This window comes from Winogradskyella sp. PC D3.3, from assembly GCF_054366245.1.
Genome location: NZ_CM135962.1, coordinates 2658555 through 2682165, shown reverse-complemented (window position 1 = coordinate 2682165; position 23611 = coordinate 2658555). Strand labels below are relative to the sequence as shown.

Here is a 23611-nt window from a genome sequence, read left to right as displayed (position 1 = left end):
AGGAACCTCAAATCGTGGTTGAGGAGGTTGCTCTAATAATTATATCTTAAAGAATATCGATTTAACAATCCCTACTAATAAAACAACAGCCATTGTTGGTTCAAGTGGTAGTGGTAAATCTACGTTAATGAAATTAATTTTAGGCTTTTATTTCCCCACTCAAGGGGTATTAAAAATAGGAAAGCATAAAATACAAGACGTTAATATAAAAGAGTGGAGAAAAAAATGTGGAGTTATTATGCAAGAAGGTTACATTTTTAGCGGTACAATAGCAGAAAATATAACTTTTTCCGATGTTACACCCAACATTGAACGCTTGGAGTATTCAATACAAATGGCAGAACTAAAATCTACAATAGATAAACTTCCAATGAAACTGAACACTCAAATTGGAGAATCGGGGATTTCTCTGAGTGGAGGGGAAAAACAAAGATTATACATTGCCCGTGCTATTTATAAAAACCCTGATTTTGTGTTTTTTGACGAAGCAACTTCTTCTATGGATACTATAACCGAAAAAAACATAATGAATAATTTGAAAACGTTTTTTAAAAACAGGACAGCCGTTATAATAGCGCATAGATTAAGTACTGTAAAAAATGCAGATAATATTATTGTAATGAAAAACGGAGAAGTTGCAGAACAAGGAACACATTCCCAATTATTAGAAATCAAAGGAGAATATTATTCATTAGTGGAAAATCAATTGGAATTGGAAGTTTCACAACATTAATTCTGGGATTGACCACAAGCACATCCCGCTTTTCCCAACGCTAAATGCCAACAACTCAAAAAGAAAGAAGAGCTTGTTTGTTTAACACTTTTAACTAAAATTACGACTAAAAATTAAACTGAAGCCTATAATCCAGCTCCTAACATCGGCTTTACACAATGGCGGGAAAAGTGCCAACCCGAAGTTTAGGAATTTTAACTAACTTTGGTGCTAAATCGAAACGAAACAGCTTCAAAAATCACTACTGTGCATAGCCGTAACACGTTGTAACACAATTGACCAATGAATTTTACTAAAATAAGTTGACTAAAAATTGAAACTTAACCATTCATTCAATTAAATGCTTTATATCAAATTCAAAATACAAGATGCTTCAAAATATGAAGACTTTCAAAAACTATATGAACATATGGTTAAACTAAGACAACCTAATTTTGAATTAAAAGATGAAAATCCTCCTGAATTTGATTGGGATAATATGAACGAGCAAGAAACAGCAGATGCTATAGAAACCATACTCGATTATTGCGAACAAGATAAATTAGACTTTAAAAGATATCAAAACTTAATACCACACTATGCGCGTCTTTACTTTGGCTCTTATATAAAACAAGACCATGATAACACAATACCACTTTCTGAATCTGATGCCATCGCATTATTAAAGTATTTAGAATATGGCTTTGAAGTGGAACTAAATAAACTTGAAAAGTTGAATGAAGACTTCTATATTCTAGAATTTTCTACAGGCAACTTTCCTTTTGGTGGCTTAGAACGTTTTATTATGACCTTAAGAGCCTATAATTTAATTGCAGTGGAATATTTTGATGGATTTAAAGTATCTAAACTTGATTGGTTATCCCCTTATGAATATCATAATATGATATTACCAGAACAAACAAAAGCATATTTGAAGACTACCAATCATTGAAAAATAGAGATATACTTAGCCTTATACACAACAAAGTCTTTATTATTAAACAAACACTACCCTAAAATCTTAACTAACAACTCCTTAAGCAAGTCGCCTTGAGGTACTGCATTAGCACCGACTCCCTTACTTTTTACGTCAGATTCTCTAAGCAATCCAATAATATAGCTTACTTTTTTCATGGGATAATTCCGAGCTGCATCTAAATATTCATTAACAAAATAAGGATTCACTTTTAATGCTGAAGCCACACTGCGAGGATTCTTATCTGTCATCCCATGAAGGTGCAATAATTGCGAAAAAAAATTAAACAACAAGGCCACAGTAACCACAATAGGATTATCCTTTGGGTTTTCGGCAAAATATTTAGCAATCTGGTGTGCCTTTACTATATTACGTTCACCAACAGCCTTACGTAATTCGAAATTATTGAAATCTTTACTAATCCCTATATTTTCTTCAATATGCTCTGGTGTAATCTGCGTGCCTTCTGGTAAAACAATTTTAAGTTTATTGAGCTCATTATCTATTTTACTAAGATTGGTTCCTAAAAACTCGACTAACATCTGAGATGCTTTTGGCGAAATATTGTAATTCTGGCCAGCTAACACACGTCTAATCCAGTCCGAAACCTGATTTTCGTACATTTTTTTACTTTCGTAAACCACACCAACTTTATTAATTGCCTTATACAGCGCCTTACGTTTATCTAATTTTTTGTACTTATAATTAAGAACTAAAACGGTTGAAGGTTGCGGATTCGTCGCGTATTTCACCAATTGCTCAATGGTTCTACTTAAATCTTGAGCTTCTTTAACAATCACCACTTGGCGTTCTGCCATCATAGGATAACGTTTAGCATTACTCACAATATCATCAATAGTGATATCCCGTCCATAAAGCACCATTTGGTTAAACCCTTTTTCGGTTTCGTCCAAAACATTATTTTCAATATAATCTGAAATTTTATCTATAAAATACGATTCCTCCCCCATTAAAAAATAAATAGGTTTAAGGTCTCCCTTTTTTATTGCAGCTACTAATTCTTTTACGTCTTCCAAAGTTTAAAATTCCAAGTTAAAAATTCCAAATTCTCATTGATTAAAATAGCCTTTGACTAAATAATTTAGATTTTGGTAATTGAAAATTGTGATTTGTGGTATTCTGCTTTAACTTTGAAAAAAAATCAGCGATTCTAAGTGTTGCAAGAACTCAACTTTCCAAAGTTTGAATACCGTTTCAAAAGTACAGAAAATAAAGTTTCTATTTTTGATGTCATTCGAAAAAAATTCATCATTCTTCAACCTGAAGAATGGGTAAGACAACACTGTGTTCATTATTTAATGAACACAAAAAACTATCCAAAATCACTTATTAATGTTGAAAAGGAACTAACTATAAACGGCTTAAAAAAACGCTATGATATTGTGATTTTTAATTCGGATGGCAGTATACATTTAATTGTCGAATGTAAATCGCACTATATACCAATAAACCAAACGACTTTTGACCAAATTGCGCGTTATAATATGACTCTAAATGCATCCTATTTAATGGTAACTAATGGTATTAATCACTATTATTGTGAAATGGACATGGAGGCTGAACGGTTTTCTTTTTTAAGAGATATTCCCAATTATACATCATATTAAATGTTACAAACCAAAGATATAGCAATTGTTATTTTAAACTGGAATGGAAAAGCTTTGCTTGAAACCTTTTTACCTTCCGTTATAAATTATTCGGAGGATGCTATCATTTATTTAGCAGACAATGCTTCAACTGACAATTCGGTTGCCTTTGTTACATCACATTTTCCAAAAGTAGTTTTAATTCAGAATACTGAAAATGGCGGTTATGCAAAAGGGTATAATAATGCTTTAAAACACGTTAAAGAGCCTCTACTCTGTTTACTTAACAGTGATATTGAAGTTACAAAAAACTGGCTACAACCGATTCTTTCAGAATTTAATGGACCCGACCACACCGCGATCATTCAGCCTAAAATATTAGACTATAAAAACAAATTGAATTTTGAGTACGCAGGTGCTGCAGGTGGTTTTATAGACAAATATGGTTATCCTTATTGTAGAGGACGTATTTTTGACACAATTGAAGCAGACCATGGACAATACAATGCTAACACAACTATTTTTTGGGCATCTGGAGCCTGCTTTTTTATAAAGAATGCGGTTTTTAAAAGTTTAAATGGTTTTGATGAAACTTACTTTGCACACATGGAAGAAATTGATTTGTGCTGGCGTGCTTTTAATTCTAATTATATTACTAAATACGTCGGTGCTTCAACAGTTTATCATGTTGGTGGCGCAACCTTGAGTAACTCTAATCCTAAAAAAACGTACCTCAATTTTAGAAATAGTTTGTTTACCCTACTAAAAAATGCCGATTCTAATGTTGTTTTTAAACTTTGGTTCCGAATGGTTTTAGATGGTGTTGCAGGCATGCGTTTCTTGTTTCAATTTCAACCCGCATTTTTATTTGCTATACTAAAGGCACACTTTGCATTTTACAGCAATTTACCTCGCCTTTTAAAACAAAGAAAACAATTACCTAAACGGTCTGGTTATTATGAAACTACGTCGATTGTTTGGTCTTATTTCATTAAAAAACGAAGGCAATTTTAATTGTTTACAAAACTGTTAAAATTTATGTTAATCCATGTTCAGCAATCTTTAGTTTTCCATAATTTTGTTATGTTGTAATTAACAATTAAAACTCAAATGCAATTATGAAAAAATTAATGTTATTAAGTGCTTGCTCAATTCTATTTTTGGCGTCTTGTGTCTCAAAAAAAGAACATATTGCGCTTCAAGAAAAATATCAAGAAACCCAAGATTTATTAAATACAGCAACCGTTAAACTAAACAGTTGTTTATCTGATAAAGCGGCTTCAATGGCTCGTGTAGAAACCATGAAAGATCAATTAGCCGATTTACGTAAATCAAATCAAGATTTAATTGATACTAAAGGGGACTTAACTATTTTAACTAAAAAAGGTTCTGAAAATCTTGAAAAGTCTCTAGAAAGCTTAAAAGAACGAGATTTAAAAATTACAAGATTACAAGATGCCTTAACTAAAAAAGATAGTGTAACACTTGCAATTGTAACAAGTCTTAAAAAAGCCGTTGGTATTAACGATCCGGACATTGAAATTAATGTAGAAAAAGGAGTTGTGTTCATTTCAATTGCAGACAAATTATTATTTAAAAGCGGTAGCTATACGGTAACAACTAGAGCTAATGAAATCTTAGCTAAAGTGGCTAAAGTGATTAATAGCAAGCCAGACTTTGAAGCTATGGTTGAATCGCATACAGATAATGTACCTTACAATAAGCCTCCATTAATTGATAACTGGGATTTAAGTGTAAAACGTGCAACCTCTGTTGTTAGAGTTTTAGAAAGCTTAGATGTAAATCCTCAACAATTAATTGCTGCTGGTCGTAGTCACTATGTCCCTTTAGTAGAAAATGATACTGCTGAAAATAAAGCAAAGAACAGACGTACACGTATTGTTGTAATGCCTAAAATTGACCAATTTTACGAAATGGTTGAAAATGAAATGAAAAACTTATCTGAAGGTAAATAATCCTTTAGTAATAGTCTATAAAAGAAGCCCAATGCAAATGCATTGGGCTTCTTTAGTTTATATAGTTATGGTTTCAACGTCTCTTTTTGAATCATCATCCTTTAACCTTAAGACCTTAATCACTTTCTCTTCATTTGTTTTACCGTAGTTTTTATAAATAGTAACTTTCAAACTTGCTGGTCCTGTTATTTTCTGAACACGATCAGAATAATAGTCAACCGAAATCTTATAATCTCCTTTTTGAGCTTTTTTAATCCAATAGCTTTCTGGCCCATAACCATCTGTTAAATCTTCGGATAATCTACCTCCAAATTTTGAAGTATCATGTCCATAATAGACAATTTCATTTGCAGGATTTGTAACATATAAGTCTAAATCTGTTTCACCATGATTCCAATCGACCACCACTCTAATATCGGTTTCTATAGATTTATAAATATTTCTTAATTCTCTAGATCTCATACTATTATTCGTGTTTACCAAATGACATAATTCAACATATGCAATTTGCTCTATACCATAATACAATTCCTCTTCGTCCTTAGCTAAAAGATCACCATTAACAATGTTTAAAAATAAATCAATTGCTGCATCAATATCACCATTAGCCTCATAAGCTAAAGCTAAATCTCTGTATGATTGTGGATGCTCTGGACGCAATTCTAATACGTTTTTATAAACATAAACAGCTAAATCATATTTTTTGTGTTGTTCAAATTTATAGGCTAAGGCTCTAATAAGTTCATGATTATCTAGTTCTATTTCTATTAAATTTGAAGCTACTCTTAAAGCAATGTCTATTCTGTTTTTAGTTTCAAAAAAGTCTGCGATATCTAAAAAGAATGACGGAGTATTTCTATAGTTTTCTCTAATCCTCAAATAGGCCTCATAAGCTTCGTTAATAGAATTTTGTTCATTTAAGTACTGAATATATGAGGCATGTTTATCCCAACTTTGTAATGTTGATTGCTCCACTATCTTTTCTCTTAATTCTTCAATCGCTTTTCTATTCGTTTTTTCTCCATTTTTAGTTATAATTATAACAACTCCATTAGCACCTCTATCCCCATAGATTGCCATTGCGGCAGCATCTTTTAATACAGAAACAGAAAGTATATCCTCCCCATTAATATGAGAAATATTCCCCGTAATAGGAAAACCATCAACCACATAAAGCGGTTCTTGGCTTCCATTTTCAGTCCCTAAACCTCTAATTCTAATAGAGGAGTTTGCCCCTGGATTGCCGTTAGATTCATTAATGGTAACACCTGCAACACTCCCAGCCAAAGATTGGGACGTTTTATATTCTATACTTTCAGATGTTATTTTTGTTACCGAACCTGTGAAGTCTGCTTTTGTTGTTGTCCCATATCCCACAACGATAACTTCTTCTAAAGTTGAAGCATCTTCAGTCAAAGCCAAATTTAATGTGCTGCTAGAACTTAATTTCTGTTCAACACTATCCATACCTATATAAGAAACTACTAGTATTTCGTTAGGTGATGCATTAATAACAAAATTTCCATCAAAATCGGTTTGTGCTCCTCTACTGGTTCCTTTAACAATCACAGAAGCTCCTGGTAACGGTAAACCATCACTTGCTGTTGTTATGTTTCCTGTCACAATAGCTTTTGTTGAATCTATTGAATGTGTCACAATTGGTCTTATGTTTGTATTTTGAGAAACGGTATTTGTCGTTCGCGCTTCTGTAGCAGTGCTCGTCAGTGTATTAACATTGTTGTTTTTCGGTTTTTCCTCTATTACTATTGGCTTCACCGTAAAATCTTTATTATACCAATCTCTAATCCCTCTATAGTCCTCTTTTAAATCTAATTTTCTATACTCTACATGAGCAAGTGCGTTTTGCTGTTGTTGTTTTGATTGTGATAGTCTACGGTTATACTCCTCTTTTAATTCTAAAGGGGGCTCTATTTTATAACGCACATAATCCTCTATACGATCTAAAACAATCATGGATGTATAAGGCGTTATTAAATGATAGGCTTTAGCCAACGCTATAATATCCGTTTTGTGCTCTTCTTTCTGCTTCGTTAAATGATTTAGTTTTGCCTTGGCCCAAAGGCGTTTTGCTATATTAGCATTGGACGAAGATCTCATATCTACTTTAATACGTTCTGTAATATCATTTCCATAACCAAATAACAATTCAATAGATTTGGCGTCAATATATTGTCCACTTAAATTAAAATTTTGATTGACAATGCACTTTGGTTTAGGATACACTTCAAAAAGTGAATTATCATGCTTTACACCTAGAAATTGAAAAGCTTCGTGCTTTAACATTTCTAAAGCTGAATTAACAGAAGTATTATTCAAATTGATATAATTTCCACCGTTATCAGAAGCTATATCCTCTAATAATTGATGATTGGCAGAGTTAAGTGAATTCATACAGTACAAAACAGAATTCCCTTCTAAATCCAAACGACCTAAGTTATGCAGCCCATCTGAAAATAATAAAACGTCATCAGATTTTGGAATAGATAGATTCTTGTATGATGTTCCTCCATCATATGTAATAGCTTTTAAATCATCTATTAGAGCTTTGCTTTCCCCTTTTCTAATTCTGTAACTTGTATTACTAATTTCTGTATTACTAAATACCACCAATGATACTTTTACGTTTCCTAGATATTTTAAATAATTAGAAATTAAATCCAATTCTTTATCCAAGTCTCTGTAGTACATAGAATACGAAGCATCCCATAAAATCGAAATGGTTTTAGGCTTCGTTTTGAGTCTACGTTTAGGTACAAAGGTCTTATTTATATGAAAATACTGTTCAAACGTTTGTAAAGCGAAGACCTCCTTGATGGGAATCTCAATTTTTAAATCATCCCTAAGTACAACCTTATTCGCTTTATAATTTGCGACCAAATCATGGTCTTGTTTAACAAAACACAACTCATTTTTAAAGCCCTCTGTTACAATTGGAGTTTGCTCTAGATTATGACATTTAATTTTAATTTCAAAATCATTTAGAGCCGTTTTAAACCCAAAAGGAATTGAGAATTGATACTTAGTATCATTTACTAATAAGTTTTGCTCATAAGTAATAACAATTCTTTTATAGCCTTTTGCGGGAATTGGATACACCCTTGCTTTATAATTATTGCCTTGCGTTTGTTCTAATAAAGCAGGATCGATACGTTGTCTTATGGTACTTTCATAAGCAACCCTACCTAATTCCTTCTCGACAACAACTGCTGGTCTTAGTTTTCCATTTAAGTCCATTGCAAAATGTGAGACACTTTGCCCTTGAGCCAAAGGAAACGCTAGTTCTCCTTCAAGAATTCTATCATGACCATTATAAAATGTCATGTCATAAGTCACCATAGCGTAGTTTCCAGAAACTTCCGCTTTCACTAGAAGTTTGCTCAACTTTAACTCTGACTTATCTTCTAATTTTACAGTTGGAAAGTTTTGTGATTCTCCTGTTGCTAACAGTAGTAATACAAGAATACATGTGAATAGTGTTTTCATTGGTTTGGCGTTTAAAATTTAATCAAAATTAAACGCCATTACCAATGAATAAAACTTACAATGAGTAAAGTACCGCTTTGAATGAGTTAACTTCCTAAAACAGCTTTTATGGTCTTTTTACGCTGAATTTTTCCATTAACAGTTTCTGAAAACTTCTCTACGGTATAAATAGCTTTAGGAATTTCAAACTTATCCAAGCTTGTTAATTCTTTTATTGCTTTTAAAATAGCATCTTTAGAATCGGATGGATTTTCAACAATAAGAATCAATTTTTCTCCTAGACTTACATCATCTTCACCTGCCACAATGTAACGTTGTTTTATGGCTGGTTGTAGTTTGTCTTCAATTTGCTCAGGGAATAATTTTACTCCTCCTGAATTGACCACATTATCATAACGTCCAAATAATTGAAAACTTGTTTCAGACTGTAGTTCAACAATATCGTTGGTTATTAAGGCTTCATCAACCAATTTTGGCGCATGAATGATTAAACAATTTCTATCATCTTGCGCAAAAGTTACATGCTCTAATGCCGTAAAAAATTGTTCTTTATCAGTAGACTTAGATTCTAATTGTCTTACAGCAACGTGTGTTACAGTTTCTGTCATACCATAAGTTTCATAAAACCTTGGCGCACAGTTTTTAATTTTTTCTAAAAGCGGTTTAGTGACTTTAGAACCACCTACAATAATGGTTTTTATATTTTGAATATAATTAATAGTATGCTTTAATTGCAACGGCACCATAGCACAGAAATCATAAGTCTTTTCGTAATCAAATATGGGCTGAGCAGAAGGCTCTACAAAATCAATTTCTAATCCTAACACTAAAGCTCTAACAAACATCATTTTACCGGCTATAAAATGGCTAGGCAAACAATGTAAAGCTTTGTCTCCTGGTTTTAAATTGAAAAAATTACCGGTAGCAATAGCTGAATTTACCATAGCCTGTTTCATCAACTTTATCTCTTTAGGTTTCCCTGTAGAGCCTGAAGTTGTGACATACAAATAGTCTTTGTTATTTAACCAATCGATTAAAAAATCACCTGTTACTTTTTCATATGCTTTACCTTCTTTGATAAGACTATATGCTACTTCTTTTAATTCTTCATGACTAAAATGTAATCCGTTAAACTTAAAACGGTTATGTACTTTATTGTATGTTGGTGTCATAAGTTATTCTATTATTTTATAATTTTCTTTTGGTGGTGCTTCTACTCTTCCGAATAATTTATCTTTCCAGTTGGTCCATCCATATTTTTTTGAAAGTATGAATAGTAATATTGGATATACTATAAATACTGGTACAACGATTTCAGTTACAGCCATTTTTTCAGGATCTGCTGTTAATGTTAACAGTGCATCTGTTTGTAAAGCAGACCAATCTGAAGTGACTAGCAATGCAATAAACATATTATTTGCTGCATGAAAACCTAAAGCAAGCTCTAAACCATCATCCATCAAAGTCATTATGCCTAAAAGTAAGCCTGTTCCGATATAAAAAATCATCATAACTGGACCTAATTTTTCCATTTCAGGATTTAATCCATGTAATAAACCAAAACCTACAGAAGTAATTAATAAAGGGGCCCATTTATTTTTAAATAGTACACCAAGGCCTTGCATTAAATAACCTCTTAAAAAATACTCTTCAAAGCTCGTTTGTAAAGGAATAAAAAGAATCACAATTACACAAAGAATTATAAAGGGCTTTAAGTTTAAATTTAGAATATAATCCTCTGGTGCCAAATAATAGGATAAAAATGTAGAACCTATTGAGAAAAGTCCCCAAATAATAAATATAAACCAAAAACGTCGCCAATCTATTTTTGGTCTTGCTGTTGTTAATTGAACAAACGTCTCTTTATGCAATACCTTTGTGGTTAGAATAACTCCTATCAGACCTACTGCAAATGAAAATAACATTAAAAACAGAAATAGATTATTTCCAAATAAAGATGCCATTTTAGAGACATCAGACATCACACTCATATCTGCGCCATTCATTATTTTTATGACAAGAAAAACAAGTAACGGTATCATCCCTATAATTTGCCAAAACACAAAAATAATTACAGTACCAATTAAATAGCGCCACCAATCATAGAGCCCTTTATAAGCTTGTTGTATATAATTCATTCTTTAAAAATTAAATTTCCAATTGTGTTTTAAATCGTAATGCAAAGTTCCATCTTTTACACGTAATGGAGAAGGAAAATTATTAGTAAATAAACTACCAGTACCTAAACCTTGAGGCATGCTGTTTTTTAATGTGTAAGTCCATTGAGCTATGGCATTCAATCCAATATTACTTTCTAATGCACTGGTTATCCACCAATTAATATTTAAGTTTTCTGCGATGCCAATCCATTGCTGACTTCCATAAAAACCACCAACCAAACTTGGTTTTAAAATAATGTATTGTGGATTTATAGTTTGAAGTAATTCTCGTTTATGGTCTTTAGAAAACACACCAATTAATTCTTCGTCTAATGCAATTGGTAATGGAGTTGTTTTACAAAGCTCTGCCATAACTTCAAACTGATTTGGTTTTATGGGTTGTTCTATAGAATGTAATTGGTACTCTGAAAGTTGTTTTAATTTTTCTAAAGCTTCATTAGGTGAAAATGCGCCATTGGCATCCACTCTTAATTCAATATCAGACACTGAAAATTCTTGTCGAATTGATTTTAAAATGTTTAACTCTGTTTGAAAATCAATAGCTCCAATTTTTAGTTTGATACAATGAAATCCTGTTTCTATTTTTTCCTTGATTTGGCTTCGCATAAAATCTTCATCTCCCATCCAAACTAAACCGTTAATAGGAATACTAGCCTTTCCTTTAGTGAAATCTGAAGGAAACAACTGAAACTGATCCTTACTTTCTAAAGATTTAAAAGCGGTTTCTAATCCAAATTGAATACTTGGGTATTCCACTAACTCAAGTATTAAATATTCTAATCCAAGATGGATATTATGGCAAGCCCATTTTAATTTATCTTCAAAATCTGGCCTATCATCAACAGATAAGCCTCTTAAAATACCACACTCTCCTACTCCTATTTTACCTTCGTTTTCCAACAAAATTAACCATGTTTCTTTTGTCGTCATCACACCTCTCGATGTTCCGCTAGGCCGTTTAAAGTTTAAGATGTATTGTTTATATGCTGCTCTGATCATAGGAATCAAAAGTAGTTAATTATTTTTGTAAATTAGAGGTCTAACACTAACTGATAATGCCTGATTTCCCTAATATTATTCTTTATGCAATCCCTTTTTTTGCATTAGCCATGTTATTAGAATTATATATCACTGCAAAACAACAAATTAAAACGTACGAAGTTAAAGATGCTTTTTCTTCTATTGTGATGGGTTTAGGTAATGTGTTTTTAGGTTTTGCCAGTAAAATCATGGTATTATTGGCTCTCTTTTGGGTTTATAATCATTTCCGTTTTTTTACTATCCCTATAGCTTGGTGGTCATTTGTATTGCTGTTTTTTGCTGATGATTTTGCGTATTATTGGTTTCATAGAGTGTCTCATGAGTGCCGTTTATTTTGGGCATCGCATGTTGTACACCACTCCTCTGAACATTATAATTTAAGCACCGCACTTAGACAAACTTGGTCTGGTGGTTTTTATACCTTTATATTTTGGTTGTGGTTACCTTTATTGGGCTTTCATCCTGCCATGATTTTATTACAGATGTCGATTAGTCTATTGTATCAATTTTGGATCCATACCAAAACGATAAACAAAATGCCTAAATGGTTTGAAACTATTTTTAATACACCTTCTCACCATAGAGTTCATCACGGTAGCAATCCTATTTACTTAGATCGAAACCATGCCGGTATTTTAATTATTTGGGATCGGTTATTTGGCACGTTTCAACCGGAATTAAGTGAAGAAAAAGTCATCTATGGATTGGTAACGAACATTAAAACGTACAATCCAATTAAGATTGCTTTTATTGAATGGTGGCACATGTTGAAAGATGCTTTTACAAAACACCTATCTTTAAAAAACAGAATCCGCTATTTGTTTAAACCACCTGGATGGAAACACGATGGCAGCGGTAAACTGAGTGAAGACTTAAGAAATGAATGGTTAATGAAACATAAATAAGCAATTTAAATATCATTAACTCTATATTCTTACTCAAGACACGGTCTATGTGCTGTTACAAATGCTAAACCTATAGTTCTACACTTTCGCCAATAGCTAATAGCATTAAGTCTTTACCTTTATCGAAGAATTTCCGTTTGGCTTCTTCATGATTAATCTCAATATACCCAAAGGTATCGAAGTGATAACCTAAAATTTTATCACATTCAACGAAATCGCTAGCTAAAATAGCATCATCAATTCCCATTGTAAAATTATCTCCGATAGGCAAAATGGCCAAATCGAGCTTGGTTTGCATCGGAATTAATTTCATGTCCATAGTCAAGGCTGTATCTCCTGCGATATAAATCGTCTTATGTTCACCTTCAATAATAAATCCACCAGGTTGTCCGCCATAAGATCCATCCGGAAATGAAGACGTATGAATGGCATTCACATATTTAAGATTTCCAAATTCAAAATCCCATGCTCCACCGAGATTCATAGGATGGCCTTCTAACTCTTTATTTTGAAAATAGGTAACAATCTCAAAATTTGAAATAATAATAGCTCCAGTGCGTTTTGCAATGGCTTCGACATCTAAAATATGATCTTGATGCGCATGTGTTACTAAAATATAATCCGCTTTTAGCGTCTCTATATCTATTTCTGAAGCCTTGTCGTTCCCGGTAATAAAAGGGTCGACTAAAATATAAATATCGTTTATTTGAATGCCTAAAGCGGCATGACCGTAAAATGTAATTTTCATGTTATAGTAATTTAAAGGCTAAATTGTTCTTTAAAATTAATACAAAATATAACCAACTCCTAAAAGTATTGCGAGAAGGCATGTCGATAATGCTAAAACTTTTAATTGACTATCAAAAGCATTAGGTTGTTCTGCTACTTTCACTTTTTTAAGATGAATTAACAAAGGAATAAACGCTAACATATACATAAAATTATAAGGCTCAACATAATATAATATTGAAAACACTACCGTCAATAGCATAGCTCCTATTATTAGCGCAAAATGATACTGTTTAGCTCGTTTCTTACCCAATTTTATGGCTAAAGTAATTTTTCCTGCATTGGTATCAGATTCAATATCTCGCATGTTGTTTAAATTTAACACACCTACACTTAATAAGCCTACTGAAATCGCTGGTAAAATCACCACATGATCTATTCTATGCGCAAAAAGGAAATAACACCCTAGTGTACTAATTAATCCAAAAAAAACAAAGACATAAACATCACCAAGTGCACGATATCCATAAGGTGAATCTCCCATAGTGTAATTTAGAGCCGCATAAACTGAAAGACCTCCTAGTAATAAAAACAGTAAAATATATAAAATGCTTCCATGATCGAATGCATTCCAAATAAGTATCATCGTAAATATGATGACTATAATGATATTGAGTTTTATACCATCCATCATTTCATCTGGCGTAATGGCTCCACTTTGAATAGCACGATCAGGTCCAACACGTTCTTCATTATCTGTACCTCGTACACCATCACCATAATCATTAGCTAAGTTTGATAGTATTTGCAAGCTGATAGTTGTTAAAATTGCAAAACAAAACACCCAAGGATTAAAGTAACCATTATAGAAGGCAAAGCAGCCACCTAGAATAATTCCGGAAACAGAAAGCGGTAAAGTTCTTAATCGCATGGCAGAAAGCCACGGTTTAATTTTATCCATTTATTCAGGTTTAGATTAAGGAATCCATTTTTTTGGAAAGTTAGGCTTCCTTTTTTCTAAGAAGGCATCTCTGCCCTCTTTAGCTTCATCTGTCATATAAGCTAACCGTGTTGCTTCACCAGCAAATACTTGTTGTCCAACCATACCATCATCGGTTAGATTCATGGCAAATTTGAGCATTTTTATCGATGTTGGAGACTTTGCTAATATTTCTTGAGCCCACTCATAAGCGGTATCTTCCAAATCTTCATGTGGCACAACCGCATTTACCATCCCCATATCAAAAGCTTCTTGAGCAGAATAATTTCGACCTAAAAAGAATATTTCTCTAGCTCTTTTCTGTCCGACCATTTTTGCCAAATAAGCAGATCCGTAGCCACCATCAAAACTGGTTACATCTGCATCTGTTTGTTTAAAAATAGCATGTTCTTTACTCGCTAAGGTTAAATCACAAACTACGTGCAAACTATGACCACCACCTACAGCCCAACCTGGTACAACAGCAATCACTGCTTTTGGCATAAAACGAATGAGTCGCTGTACTTCTAATATATTTAAACGATGATAACCATCATCTCCAACATAACCTTGACGTCCTCTAGCCTTCTGATCACCTCCTGAACAAAAACTCCAAATACCATCCTTGGTTGAAGGCCCTTCTGCACTTAATAGTACAACACCTATATTTACATCTTCATTAGCATCATAAAATGCATCATAAAGTTCTGAAGTCGTCTTTGGACGAAATGCATTGCGTATATCTGGTCTATTAAATGCAATTCTAGCAACTCCATTGCATTTTTTGTAAGTTATATCTTCATAAGACTTGGCAACTTTCCAATCTATATGGCTCATATTTATCACTATTTTAAGCGCAAAAGTAAGAAATTAATAATAATACACTAAACTCTAAGTTTTACTTTATTTTATTATGCAAGCATAGTATATTTGCAGATATTTTATTTATATACAATGAATTATAATCCACAGATATACAATCAACCTTATAAGGCCTACAAAATAAAATTAGGCATTATATATCTTTACCAAAATTTTATGGTAGCAGAGTTTAAAGAAGGTGCGGATATAAATTTTAAGAACTTTGATGAACTTGCTTTTCTTGTAAAAACACATTTTGAAGATCAACCATTTGGTTTTATTGCTAATAGAATAAATTCCTATTCAATAAACCTAAATGATGCCCAAATATTCAACGAAACATTCAAAAATCTAAAAGCTTATGCTATAATTGTTTATAGCAATCTTACAGAACGTATTATTGAAATTGAAAGTCTCTTTTTTAAATTCAATAGAAAAGTATTTAAAGATTTTGAAAACGCGATTACTTGGATTGAAGACTCCTTATCTCAAGAAAATAATTCTTATAATAAATAAATACCGTCTTCTTTAATTTCTATCTGACGTTCTTTATACAATGACCCAATTGCTTTTTTAAAGCTCTTTTTACTCATTTGCAATAAATCTTTAATCACTTCAGGATTCGATTTATCATGCACAGGTAAAAAACCACCATTATCATGCAATTCATTTAGAATATGTTCTGCATTAGGTTCTATATTTCTATAACCTATTTGATTAAGTGAAATATCGAGTTTATTATCTTCTCTAACTTTTTTAACGATTCCTTTAAGACGATCTCCTACACTAATATCTTTATAGATATCATCATTAAAAACGAGACCTAGGTGTGTTTTATTGACAATAACATTCATTCCTAATTCAGAAGGATGTGATACGATAAGATCAACCTCTTCAAATTGAGCCACAGTTAATACTTTATTATCTAGAAATCTATTTGTTTTGCTAGATGCCACTAATCGTCCAGATTCTTCATCCAAATAACAATGCACTAAATACCAACCACCAGCTTTCATTTTAAAAGCCTGTTCTCTAAAAGGACAAAATAGCTCCTTTACTAAGCCCCAATCTAAAAATGCTCCGTAATCGGTTACTTGGTTACAACGTAATAAGGCAAAATCTCCTTTTTTAATATAAGGCTGATCTGTTGTTGCAACAGGCCGCTCTTCATTATCTAAGTAAACAAAGACTTCTATTTTGTCACCTATTTCAAATACTTTAGGTACATATCGATTTGGCAAAAGGACTTCTCCTTCTGCTCCATCACCCAAAAACAATCCTGGTTCTGTATCTCTTAAAATTTCTAATGTATTGTATTCTCCTAAATATATCATATTGCAAAGGTAAATATATTTTAATGAGATTTTAAAAAGAAGTGAAATGGAAAGTGAAATATTTCTAAATAAAAAAAGCGTTATAATTTTTACATTATAACGCTTCCTATTATTTAAAGTTATGCTTATGCATAAACCGACTCTTTTTTGAAATGTACTGTTAGTAAATAATATACTACTACTCTATATTTAGTTCTATTAGAGCGACCATATTTTTCTATTACAGCATCAATAGCTTTGTCTAATTCTGGACCATCCGTTAATCCTAATTTTTTGATTAAAAAATTATTTTTTACAGTAGCCAATTCTTTTTCATCAGAACCTGAAACTGTAGATGAATCTGCATTGTAAATTGAAGGACCTAAACCTACGGTTACTTTAGTTAATAAATCCATATCTGGATTAACACCACATTTATCTTTTAAATCTGCCGCATACTTTACGATTAAATCATCTCTTTTACTCATCTTTTCTATTTGTATTAAATTAATTATCTCTAAAATTCTTCCCTTTAAAGGTACTAATTTTTAGACACAATAAAAATCAAAATGTCACTTCATAATTGTTTTTTATATTTTACTTAATATAACTGAAAAAATCGAGCAGAATTTTGTCATTCACACGAGATGGTGTAAATATCTCTAATAACTTTGGTTGCTTTCCGTCTTTAAAAAAGGATTCTAAGTGTGTATCTAACTGTTTCTCATCTTTAGCCACAATATATTCAAAACCGTACATTTCACTTAATTGTTTAGCCGTTAAATGATGTTTCGTTTCGAAAAAGCGATCAAAATTTTCTGTGTTTTTATCTCCTGGTAAAATTCTAAATATTCCACCTCCTTCATTATTAATTACAATTATTCTGAAGGTTTTAGGGATGTAATTGTTCCAAAGAGCATTGCTATCATAAAAGAAACTTAAATCGCCGGTTATAAACGTGGTTCGTTTTTCGGAAACCACCGAAGCCCCAATTGCTGTACTTGTACTACCATCAATACCACTTGTCCCTCTATTACAAAATACATCAACACTCTTTGCTAGTTGAAACAATTGCACATATCGTATTGCAGAACTATTTCCAACTTGCAGTAAGCTTTGTTTTGGGATGCTTTTTAATATTGTATTAAAAACTGTAAAATCTGAAAACGGTAGGGTTTGCAGATATTTCTCTTGTAACTTTCGTCGTTTTTGACGTATGGCAAGCCAAGTACTTTTATAGCTACTCTTTGTGTGGTGCGTTACTAGTGGTAAAAATGTACTTAAAAAAGTATTCGGACGTAATTTAATATGCTTTTCTAAGCAGAAAAAAGTGTCATTTGCTTTAGATAAACCAACGTGACAATGAAACGCTGGTTTATAAGTTCTTAAAAACATCTTTATCTTTTTGGAAACGATTAAACCTCCAAAAGTGATTAAGATATCTGGTTGCAACGCTTTGAAATCGTCTTCATTCAACGGTGCTATCAATTTATCTATTCCTGGAAAAAAGTCTTCATGATGCAAATTAGACGTCGTTTCCGTTAGTACAATAATACTATCGTCGTCTGCGATTTCCTGTATCCATTGTGCTTCAATAGAATTAGGTTGTAACACGCCCACCAAAATCATTTTTCGCTTAGCACTGTGCCAAACATCTAAAAGACTTTTAATTTCAAAACGATCAACTTTGTCTTCTCTATGTTGTATCTTAAAAGGTTTAGGATTTATACTTAATTCCTCTGTTGTGTCATACAAGGGCTCATCAAACGGACAATTAATATGTACTGGTCCTGAATTTAATTTAGCAATGGTAAGAGCATCATGAATTTCAGATTCATTATGCGTTTGAATATCTTTTTGAAGCCCTAAAAAGCGCTCTAATCGATTCTCTATACTTTTAAAGATAGGCTTTTCTTTTTCTGAAATAGCACTATCCCCTTCTTTTAGATTTAGTTTTAAGTTAGCATTATATAAGACATGCTCACCATAGACATTTTTTTGTTTTATGGTTTGTCCATCTCCAATATCTATAAGGTGTTTTGGTCTATCGGCAGATAATACCACCAGTGGAATATTGCTATAATACGCTTCTGAAATTGCAGGATAATAATTTAACAACGCACTTCCAGATGTACAAACTACAGCTACCGGTTCTTGTAATTGCTGTGCTATTCCTAAAGCAAAAAAAGCCGCACAACGTTCATCTACAATACTGTAACAATTAAAAAAATCATCGTGAGTAAAACCAATGGTTAAAGGGGCATTTCTACTACCTGGTGAAATCACAATATGCTTAACATTATGTGTTTTGCATAAAGTAATCACGGTTTGTGATAAGGGTATTTTAGAGTACTTCATATAAATACAAAATTACCTAATAAAAGGAGATAACAAAATAGAGCTTCGTCTAAAAATAGAACTAATTACGATTTGATTTTATCTTTGTTTTTTTCCTAACTTACAAAACCAATACTTAATCCATTTTAAATGAAAATCATCCCTCTATTCGTCGCACTCTTAACGGTATTTATAAGTCCCAACACATTTGCCCAAAACAACGAAAATTTATGGTTTAGGAACACAGCCATATCACCCAATGGAGAACACATCGCATTCACTTACAACGCCGATATTTACACGGTTTCTGTAGATGGAGGAAAAGCCAACAGAATAACAACCCATAGTGCTTATGATACGAAACCCGTTTGGTCTCATGACGGAACTAAAATTGCATTTTCATCAAACCGACATGGTAATTTTGATGTTTTTGTAATGGATTTAAACGGAGGGAATCTTAAGCGGTTAACTTACCATTCAGCCGATGATTGGGCTACTGATTTTTCTCAAGATGATAACAACGTTTGGTTTAACTCTATCCGTTTAGATAATGAGAAATCTTTATTATTTCATCAATTAGGAGAACTTTATTCAGTGTCCTTAACTGCCGAAATGCCGAAGCAACTGTTAAGTATTCCGGCTTACGAGGCTAAAAACAATGCTAATGGAGATATTTTATTTGAAGAAATAAAAGGGTATGAAGATGAATGGAGAAAACATCATACATCTTCTGTAACACGTGATATATGGCTAAAAAAAGCATCAGGAGACTACCAAAAATTATCGCGTTTTAATGGCGAAGACAGAAATCCTGTATTTGGTTCTGGAGATACCATTTATTATTTGTCTGAAGCATCAGGAACGATGAATGTCCATCAATCGTCACTTTCTAATCCCAATACAACAGTTCAAATTTCAAATTTTAAAATGCATCCCGTACGTCAATTATCAATTTCTAATACGGATGTACTTGCTTATAGTTACAACGGTCAAATATATACGCAAATCCCGAACGAATCTCCCCAATTAATCACTGTAGATGTTTCTGGTGATCAGTCTATACCACAAAATGAATTGCTTTTTGTTAATGGCAGTGTTGAAGAAATGGTACCCTCTCCTAACGGCAAAGAATTAATTTTTGTTTTTAGAGGTGATGTCTTTGCTACGACTGTAGATGGTAGTTTAACAAGACGCTTAACAAATACCCCTGAAAAAGAACGCCAAATTGACATTAGTGCAGATGGGCGTACCATCGTTTATGCTAGTGAGCGTAATAATAGTTGGAACCTCTATACCTTAACCTTATCCCATAAAGACGAAACCTATTTTGCTAACGCTATAGAACTCAAAGAAACTGTTTTATTAGAAAATGATGCTGAAACATTTCAACCCAAATTCTCACCATCTGGAGATGCTGTCGCTTATTTAGAAGATCGGACTAAGCTTAAAACCATTAATATAAAAACCAAAGCAATTATAAACATACACAATGGGGAAAAGCATTTTTCTTACGCCGATGGTGATCAAGATTTTCAATGGAGTCCTGATGGAAAATGGTTTGCTGTAACCTTTAATCCCGATCGTTATTGGGTTGGCGAAATAGGTATTGTTAGTGCCAACGGAGATCAAAAACTCATTAATGTTTCTAGAAGTGGGTTTAGCGACTCCTCACCTCAATGGTCTAAAGATGGCAGTATTTTATATTGGGCTTCAGATCGAAGCGGTTTGCACAGTGTCGCAAAAACAGGACCTACAGAAAGTGATATCTATGGTGTTTTCTTAACGCAGATGGCTTATGATAAATTCAAACTAAAGAAAGATGAATTTGAATTATTAAACGATGACGAAAAAAAGAATGAAGATTCTAAAGACGATTCAGAAAAAAAGAAAGGTAAAAAAGATAAAGAAAAAACAAAACCATTAAAAGCGATTACGATAGATTTTGACAATCTTCACAAACGAAAAGAAAAACTAACCTTATTCTCTAGTCGATTATCATCTTCCCTATTATCCCAAGACACAAAACAATTGTTTTATATAGGTAAATCCGATAGCAAAGCCGATTTATGGACGTTAGATTTAAGAACAAAAGAGATAAAATCACTCGGTAAATTTGGAAACGGTGGAAGTTTATTTTTTGATAAGGATGGTAAGCATCTATTTGTTTTAAGTGGAGGTAAAATCTCAAAAATAGATGTGACTTCTGGTAAGAAAAAAGCCGTTGCCTTAAACTCTGAAATGGCTTTTAACTTAGCTTCAGAGCGCACCTATCTAATGGATCATGTTTCTAGACAAGTGAAGAAAAAATTCTTGGACCCCAACTTACATGGTGCACCATGGGATTCACTAACAACAAACTACAAGAAATTTGTGCCGTACTTAAATAACGATTACGATTTTAAGGATATTTTAGGCGAGCTTTTGGGTGAATTAAATGCTTCTCATACAGGTGCAAGATTTACTCAAAACGATAAAAAAGGAGACCAAACAGCGGCCTTAGGAGTGTTATATGACACCACTTATAAAGGTAAAGGCTTGAAAGTGTTAGAAATTATGAATGGTAGCCCATTAATTCAAGGTGAAAAGAAAGTTGTACCCGGTACAATTATTGAAGCCATTGATGGTATTCTGATTACAGAAAACATGAATTTTTATAGTGTATTGAACCGTAAAGCAGGACAACCAACGATATTATCTTATTACAATCCTGAAACTAAGACACGATGGAAAGAACGCGTAAAACCAATTTCATTAGGTGAAGAAAATGAATTGCGTTACCAACGATGGATTGCAACAAACCGAAAGTTAGTACACCAATTATCTGATGGTAAATTGGGCTATATGCATGTCAGAAGTATGAGCGATGGCAGTTATCGTGAGTTTTTAGAAGAAGTGATGGGTGAAGAAGTAAACAAAAAAGCACTCATTGTAGATACGCGATTTAATGGTGGTGGTGACTTAGTAGACGATCTTACAACCTTCTTAAGTGGTAAACAATATATGGAATTTAAAAGTGGTGGCAAGGTTGTCGGCACCGAGTCACAGCGTCGTTGGACGAAACCAAGCATTATGCTCGTTGGAGAATCTAATTACTCAGATGCCCATTGTACACCTGCTGGTTATAAGGATTTAAAAATTGGAAAACTTGTAGGCATGCCTGTTCCTGGCACCTGTAGTTTTGTTTGGTGGGAACGTATTCAAAATGGAATTGTTTTTGGAATACCTAATATGCAAGTTACTGATATAGCTGGTGATGTTTTAGAAAACAAGCAATTGGAACCAGACATTAAGGTGAAAAATGATTTTAATACCATCACAAACGGAAAAGACCAACAAATTGAAGCTGCCGTTACAGAACTATTAAAGCAAATTAATTAAGTACTGTATTTATTGTGGCTGTTTTATTCACGGTTTCTTCCCATTCGTTCTCTGGGTTAGAAGCTTTGGTAATACCTCCACCTACATAAATATTTGCTTTGGCATCTTTGAGTTGCATACAGCGTAAATTTACATAAAAACTAGACTGTGTTTTTATAACAGCATAAGCATTATTCTCTACGTTACGCCTATTAGTGTTACGGGTTTTGCTTTGTTTTAGATTTAATTCGCCTAAAAAGCCAGTATAATATTCTCTATTATAGTTTTCGTTGTTAAGAATAAAATTCTTTGCTTTAGCCTTAGAAAACCCACAAACCGCCGGAGTTGGATGCAAAGCTTCAATTACAGATTTTAGATCTGCATTGTTTTTTAAAACACCGTTGATTCTCGTTTTTAGATGTAATAAATTTCCAGCCCTTACCGTATCGACTTCTGATATAGTAATACTTTCGGTATATGGTTTTAATTGTTCCGTAATATAATCCGTAACAATTTGCTGCTCTTCAAACTCTTTATTTGTCCAAGTTACTTCTGACTGGTTTTGGTAAGGCTGTGTTCCTGCTAAAGAAATGGTGGTGAGTCGTTTGCCTTCAACTTTTAATAATAATTCTGGTGTAGCTCCAATCCATAGTCCTACCTTAGGATGATACCAACAGTACACCATTGCATTTGTATAAGTATTAAAAAGGCGTTTAAAAATGGTTAATGGATTGGTATCTTGAAGTGATTTTGTTTGGCAGCGTGATAATACCACTTTTTGTAAATCGTTATTTTTAATACTTTGGATACCTTTAGAAACTAAATCGATATGTTGAATCCTCTCAGTTTCACTTTGAGTGATTGCGGTAGGTTCAAAATCTTCAACGTCTAAACTATCCGTCGTTATTTCAGAATATAGACAGCGTTCTTTTGGAAAAAGAATACTGTTTTGTTTAAGATCAAAAGGAGCAAATAAAAATCCACTCTCAGTAAATGTTTCAGATTTATGAACAGTATCATCTTCTTGTAACCAAGATTTAATGATTGAATTGATTGGTCTACTATAAACTACAAAAGGTAAATTATTTTTGTATTGTTGTTCTAAAGCATTAAAAAAGGATATTGCATCCATTA

Annotated in this window: 20 protein-coding genes; 8 read left to right on the top strand and 12 right to left on the bottom strand. The window is 32.8% G+C overall.

Translation table 11 applies throughout. The annotated features are described in order from the left end of the window. The first annotated feature begins 43 nt into the window (after positions 1-43). Positions 44-733, top strand: coding sequence for an ATP-binding cassette domain-containing protein (locus tag ACXGSQ_RS11735; RefSeq protein WP_458629356.1), 690 nt, complete (start codon positions 44-46; stop codon positions 731-733). 340 nt (positions 734-1073) lie between these two features. Continuing rightward, positions 1074-1664 carry a hypothetical protein gene (locus ACXGSQ_RS11730; protein ID WP_458626366.1) on the top strand — a complete coding sequence of 197 codons (591 nt, stop codon included), beginning with the start codon at positions 1074-1076 and terminating at the stop codon, positions 1662-1664. 56 nt (positions 1665-1720) lie between these two features. Here the strand turns inward: ACXGSQ_RS11730 and holA are convergent, their stop codons facing one another. After that, the gene (holA, locus tag ACXGSQ_RS11725) at positions 1721-2725 is read right to left on the bottom strand and encodes a DNA polymerase III subunit delta (RefSeq protein ID WP_458626365.1); all 1005 of its coding nucleotides are present in this window, start codon (positions 2723-2725) and stop codon (positions 1721-1723) included. A gap of 141 nt (positions 2726-2866) precedes the next feature. Here holA and ACXGSQ_RS11720 point away from each other — a divergent pair, with 141 nt between their 5' ends. From ACXGSQ_RS11720 to ACXGSQ_RS11710, 3 genes are all read left to right on the top strand, one after another. Next, the gene (locus ACXGSQ_RS11720) at positions 2867-3316 is read left to right on the top strand and encodes a type I restriction enzyme HsdR N-terminal domain-containing protein (protein WP_458629355.1); all 450 of its coding nucleotides are present in this window, start codon (positions 2867-2869) and stop codon (positions 3314-3316) included. Next, complete coding sequence (locus tag ACXGSQ_RS11715) at positions 3317-4309, top strand: glycosyltransferase family 2 protein (protein WP_458626364.1); 993 nt, start codon at positions 3317-3319, stop codon at positions 4307-4309. It abuts the gene before it with no gap. 104 nt (positions 4310-4413) lie between these two features. Next, on the top strand, positions 4414-5271 hold the full coding sequence (locus ACXGSQ_RS11710; RefSeq protein WP_458626363.1) for an OmpA/MotB family protein: 858 nt from the start codon (positions 4414-4416) through the stop codon (positions 5269-5271). A gap of 57 nt (positions 5272-5328) precedes the next feature. Here ACXGSQ_RS11710 and ACXGSQ_RS11705 read toward each other — a convergent pair whose 3' ends face one another. The 4 genes from ACXGSQ_RS11705 to ACXGSQ_RS11690 form a co-directional block, all read right to left on the bottom strand. Continuing rightward, positions 5329-8775, bottom strand: coding sequence for a VIT domain-containing protein (locus tag ACXGSQ_RS11705; RefSeq protein ID WP_458626362.1), 3447 nt, complete (start codon positions 8773-8775; stop codon positions 5329-5331). A gap of 86 nt (positions 8776-8861) precedes the next feature. Next, positions 8862-9947: an AMP-binding protein gene (locus ACXGSQ_RS11700; RefSeq protein WP_458626361.1), complete on the bottom strand. Its 1086-nt coding sequence runs from the start codon at positions 9945-9947 to the stop codon at positions 8862-8864. A gap of 3 nt (positions 9948-9950) precedes the next feature. Continuing rightward, the gene (locus ACXGSQ_RS11695) at positions 9951-10913 is read right to left on the bottom strand and encodes a lysostaphin resistance A-like protein (protein WP_458626360.1); all 963 of its coding nucleotides are present in this window, start codon (positions 10911-10913) and stop codon (positions 9951-9953) included. A 3-nt stretch (positions 10914-10916) separates the two neighbouring features. Further along, the gene (locus ACXGSQ_RS11690) at positions 10917-11954 is read right to left on the bottom strand and encodes an o-succinylbenzoate synthase (protein WP_458626359.1); all 1038 of its coding nucleotides are present in this window, start codon (positions 11952-11954) and stop codon (positions 10917-10919) included. Positions 11955-12010: 56 nt separating this feature from the next. Here ACXGSQ_RS11690 and ACXGSQ_RS11685 point away from each other — a divergent pair, with 56 nt between their 5' ends. Beyond that, positions 12011-12901 carry a sterol desaturase family protein gene (locus ACXGSQ_RS11685; protein WP_458626358.1) on the top strand — a complete coding sequence of 297 codons (891 nt, stop codon included), beginning with the start codon at positions 12011-12013 and terminating at the stop codon, positions 12899-12901. Positions 12902-12971: 70 nt separating this feature from the next. Here the strand turns inward: ACXGSQ_RS11685 and ACXGSQ_RS11680 are convergent, their stop codons facing one another. The 3 genes from ACXGSQ_RS11680 to ACXGSQ_RS11670 are packed head-to-tail and all read right to left on the bottom strand — an operon-like array spanning position 12972 to position 15446. After that, positions 12972-13649 carry a metal-dependent hydrolase gene (locus ACXGSQ_RS11680; RefSeq protein WP_458626357.1) on the bottom strand — a complete coding sequence of 226 codons (678 nt, stop codon included), beginning with the start codon at positions 13647-13649 and terminating at the stop codon, positions 12972-12974. Positions 13650-13685: 36 nt separating this feature from the next. After that, entirely contained in the window at positions 13686-14591 is a 906-nt protein-coding gene (menA, locus tag ACXGSQ_RS11675) for a 1,4-dihydroxy-2-naphthoate octaprenyltransferase (RefSeq protein ID WP_458626356.1), read from the bottom strand. Positions 14592-14606: 15 nt separating this feature from the next. Further along, positions 14607-15446 (bottom strand): 1,4-dihydroxy-2-naphthoyl-CoA synthase, encoded by an 840-nt coding sequence (locus tag ACXGSQ_RS11670; RefSeq protein WP_458626355.1) that lies wholly within the window; start codon positions 15444-15446, stop codon positions 14607-14609. A 117-nt stretch (positions 15447-15563) separates the two neighbouring features. Here ACXGSQ_RS11670 and ACXGSQ_RS11665 point away from each other — a divergent pair, with 117 nt between their 5' ends. Beyond that, a complete protein-coding gene (locus ACXGSQ_RS11665; RefSeq protein WP_458626354.1) occupies positions 15564-15986 on the top strand; it encodes a hypothetical protein in 423 nt (140 codons plus the stop codon). On the opposite strand, the gene ACXGSQ_RS11660 is transcribed toward ACXGSQ_RS11665, so the two are convergent. The 3 genes from ACXGSQ_RS11660 to menD form a co-directional block, all read right to left on the bottom strand. Beyond that, complete coding sequence (locus ACXGSQ_RS11660) at positions 15974-16804, bottom strand: CvfB family protein (protein WP_458626353.1); 831 nt, start codon at positions 16802-16804, stop codon at positions 15974-15976. The genes ACXGSQ_RS11665 and ACXGSQ_RS11660 overlap by 13 nt on opposite strands. Positions 16805-16929: 125 nt before the next feature. Then, the gene (locus ACXGSQ_RS11655; protein ID WP_458626352.1) at positions 16930-17271 is read right to left on the bottom strand and encodes a DUF2853 family protein; all 342 of its coding nucleotides are present in this window, start codon (positions 17269-17271) and stop codon (positions 16930-16932) included. A gap of 109 nt (positions 17272-17380) precedes the next feature. Further along, a complete protein-coding gene (menD, locus tag ACXGSQ_RS11650; protein ID WP_458626351.1) occupies positions 17381-19141 on the bottom strand; it encodes a 2-succinyl-5-enolpyruvyl-6-hydroxy-3-cyclohexene-1-carboxylic-acid synthase in 1761 nt (586 codons plus the stop codon). 129 nt (positions 19142-19270) lie between these two features. Here menD and ACXGSQ_RS11645 point away from each other — a divergent pair, with 129 nt between their 5' ends. After that, positions 19271-22498 carry a S41 family peptidase gene (locus ACXGSQ_RS11645; RefSeq protein ID WP_458626350.1) on the top strand — a complete coding sequence of 1076 codons (3228 nt, stop codon included), beginning with the start codon at positions 19271-19273 and terminating at the stop codon, positions 22496-22498. On the opposite strand, the gene ACXGSQ_RS11640 is transcribed toward ACXGSQ_RS11645, so the two are convergent. Then, complete coding sequence (locus tag ACXGSQ_RS11640) at positions 22491-23609, bottom strand: chorismate-binding protein (RefSeq protein ID WP_458626349.1); 1119 nt, start codon at positions 23607-23609, stop codon at positions 22491-22493. The genes ACXGSQ_RS11645 and ACXGSQ_RS11640 overlap by 8 nt on opposite strands. Positions 23610-23611: the final 2 nt, after the last annotated feature.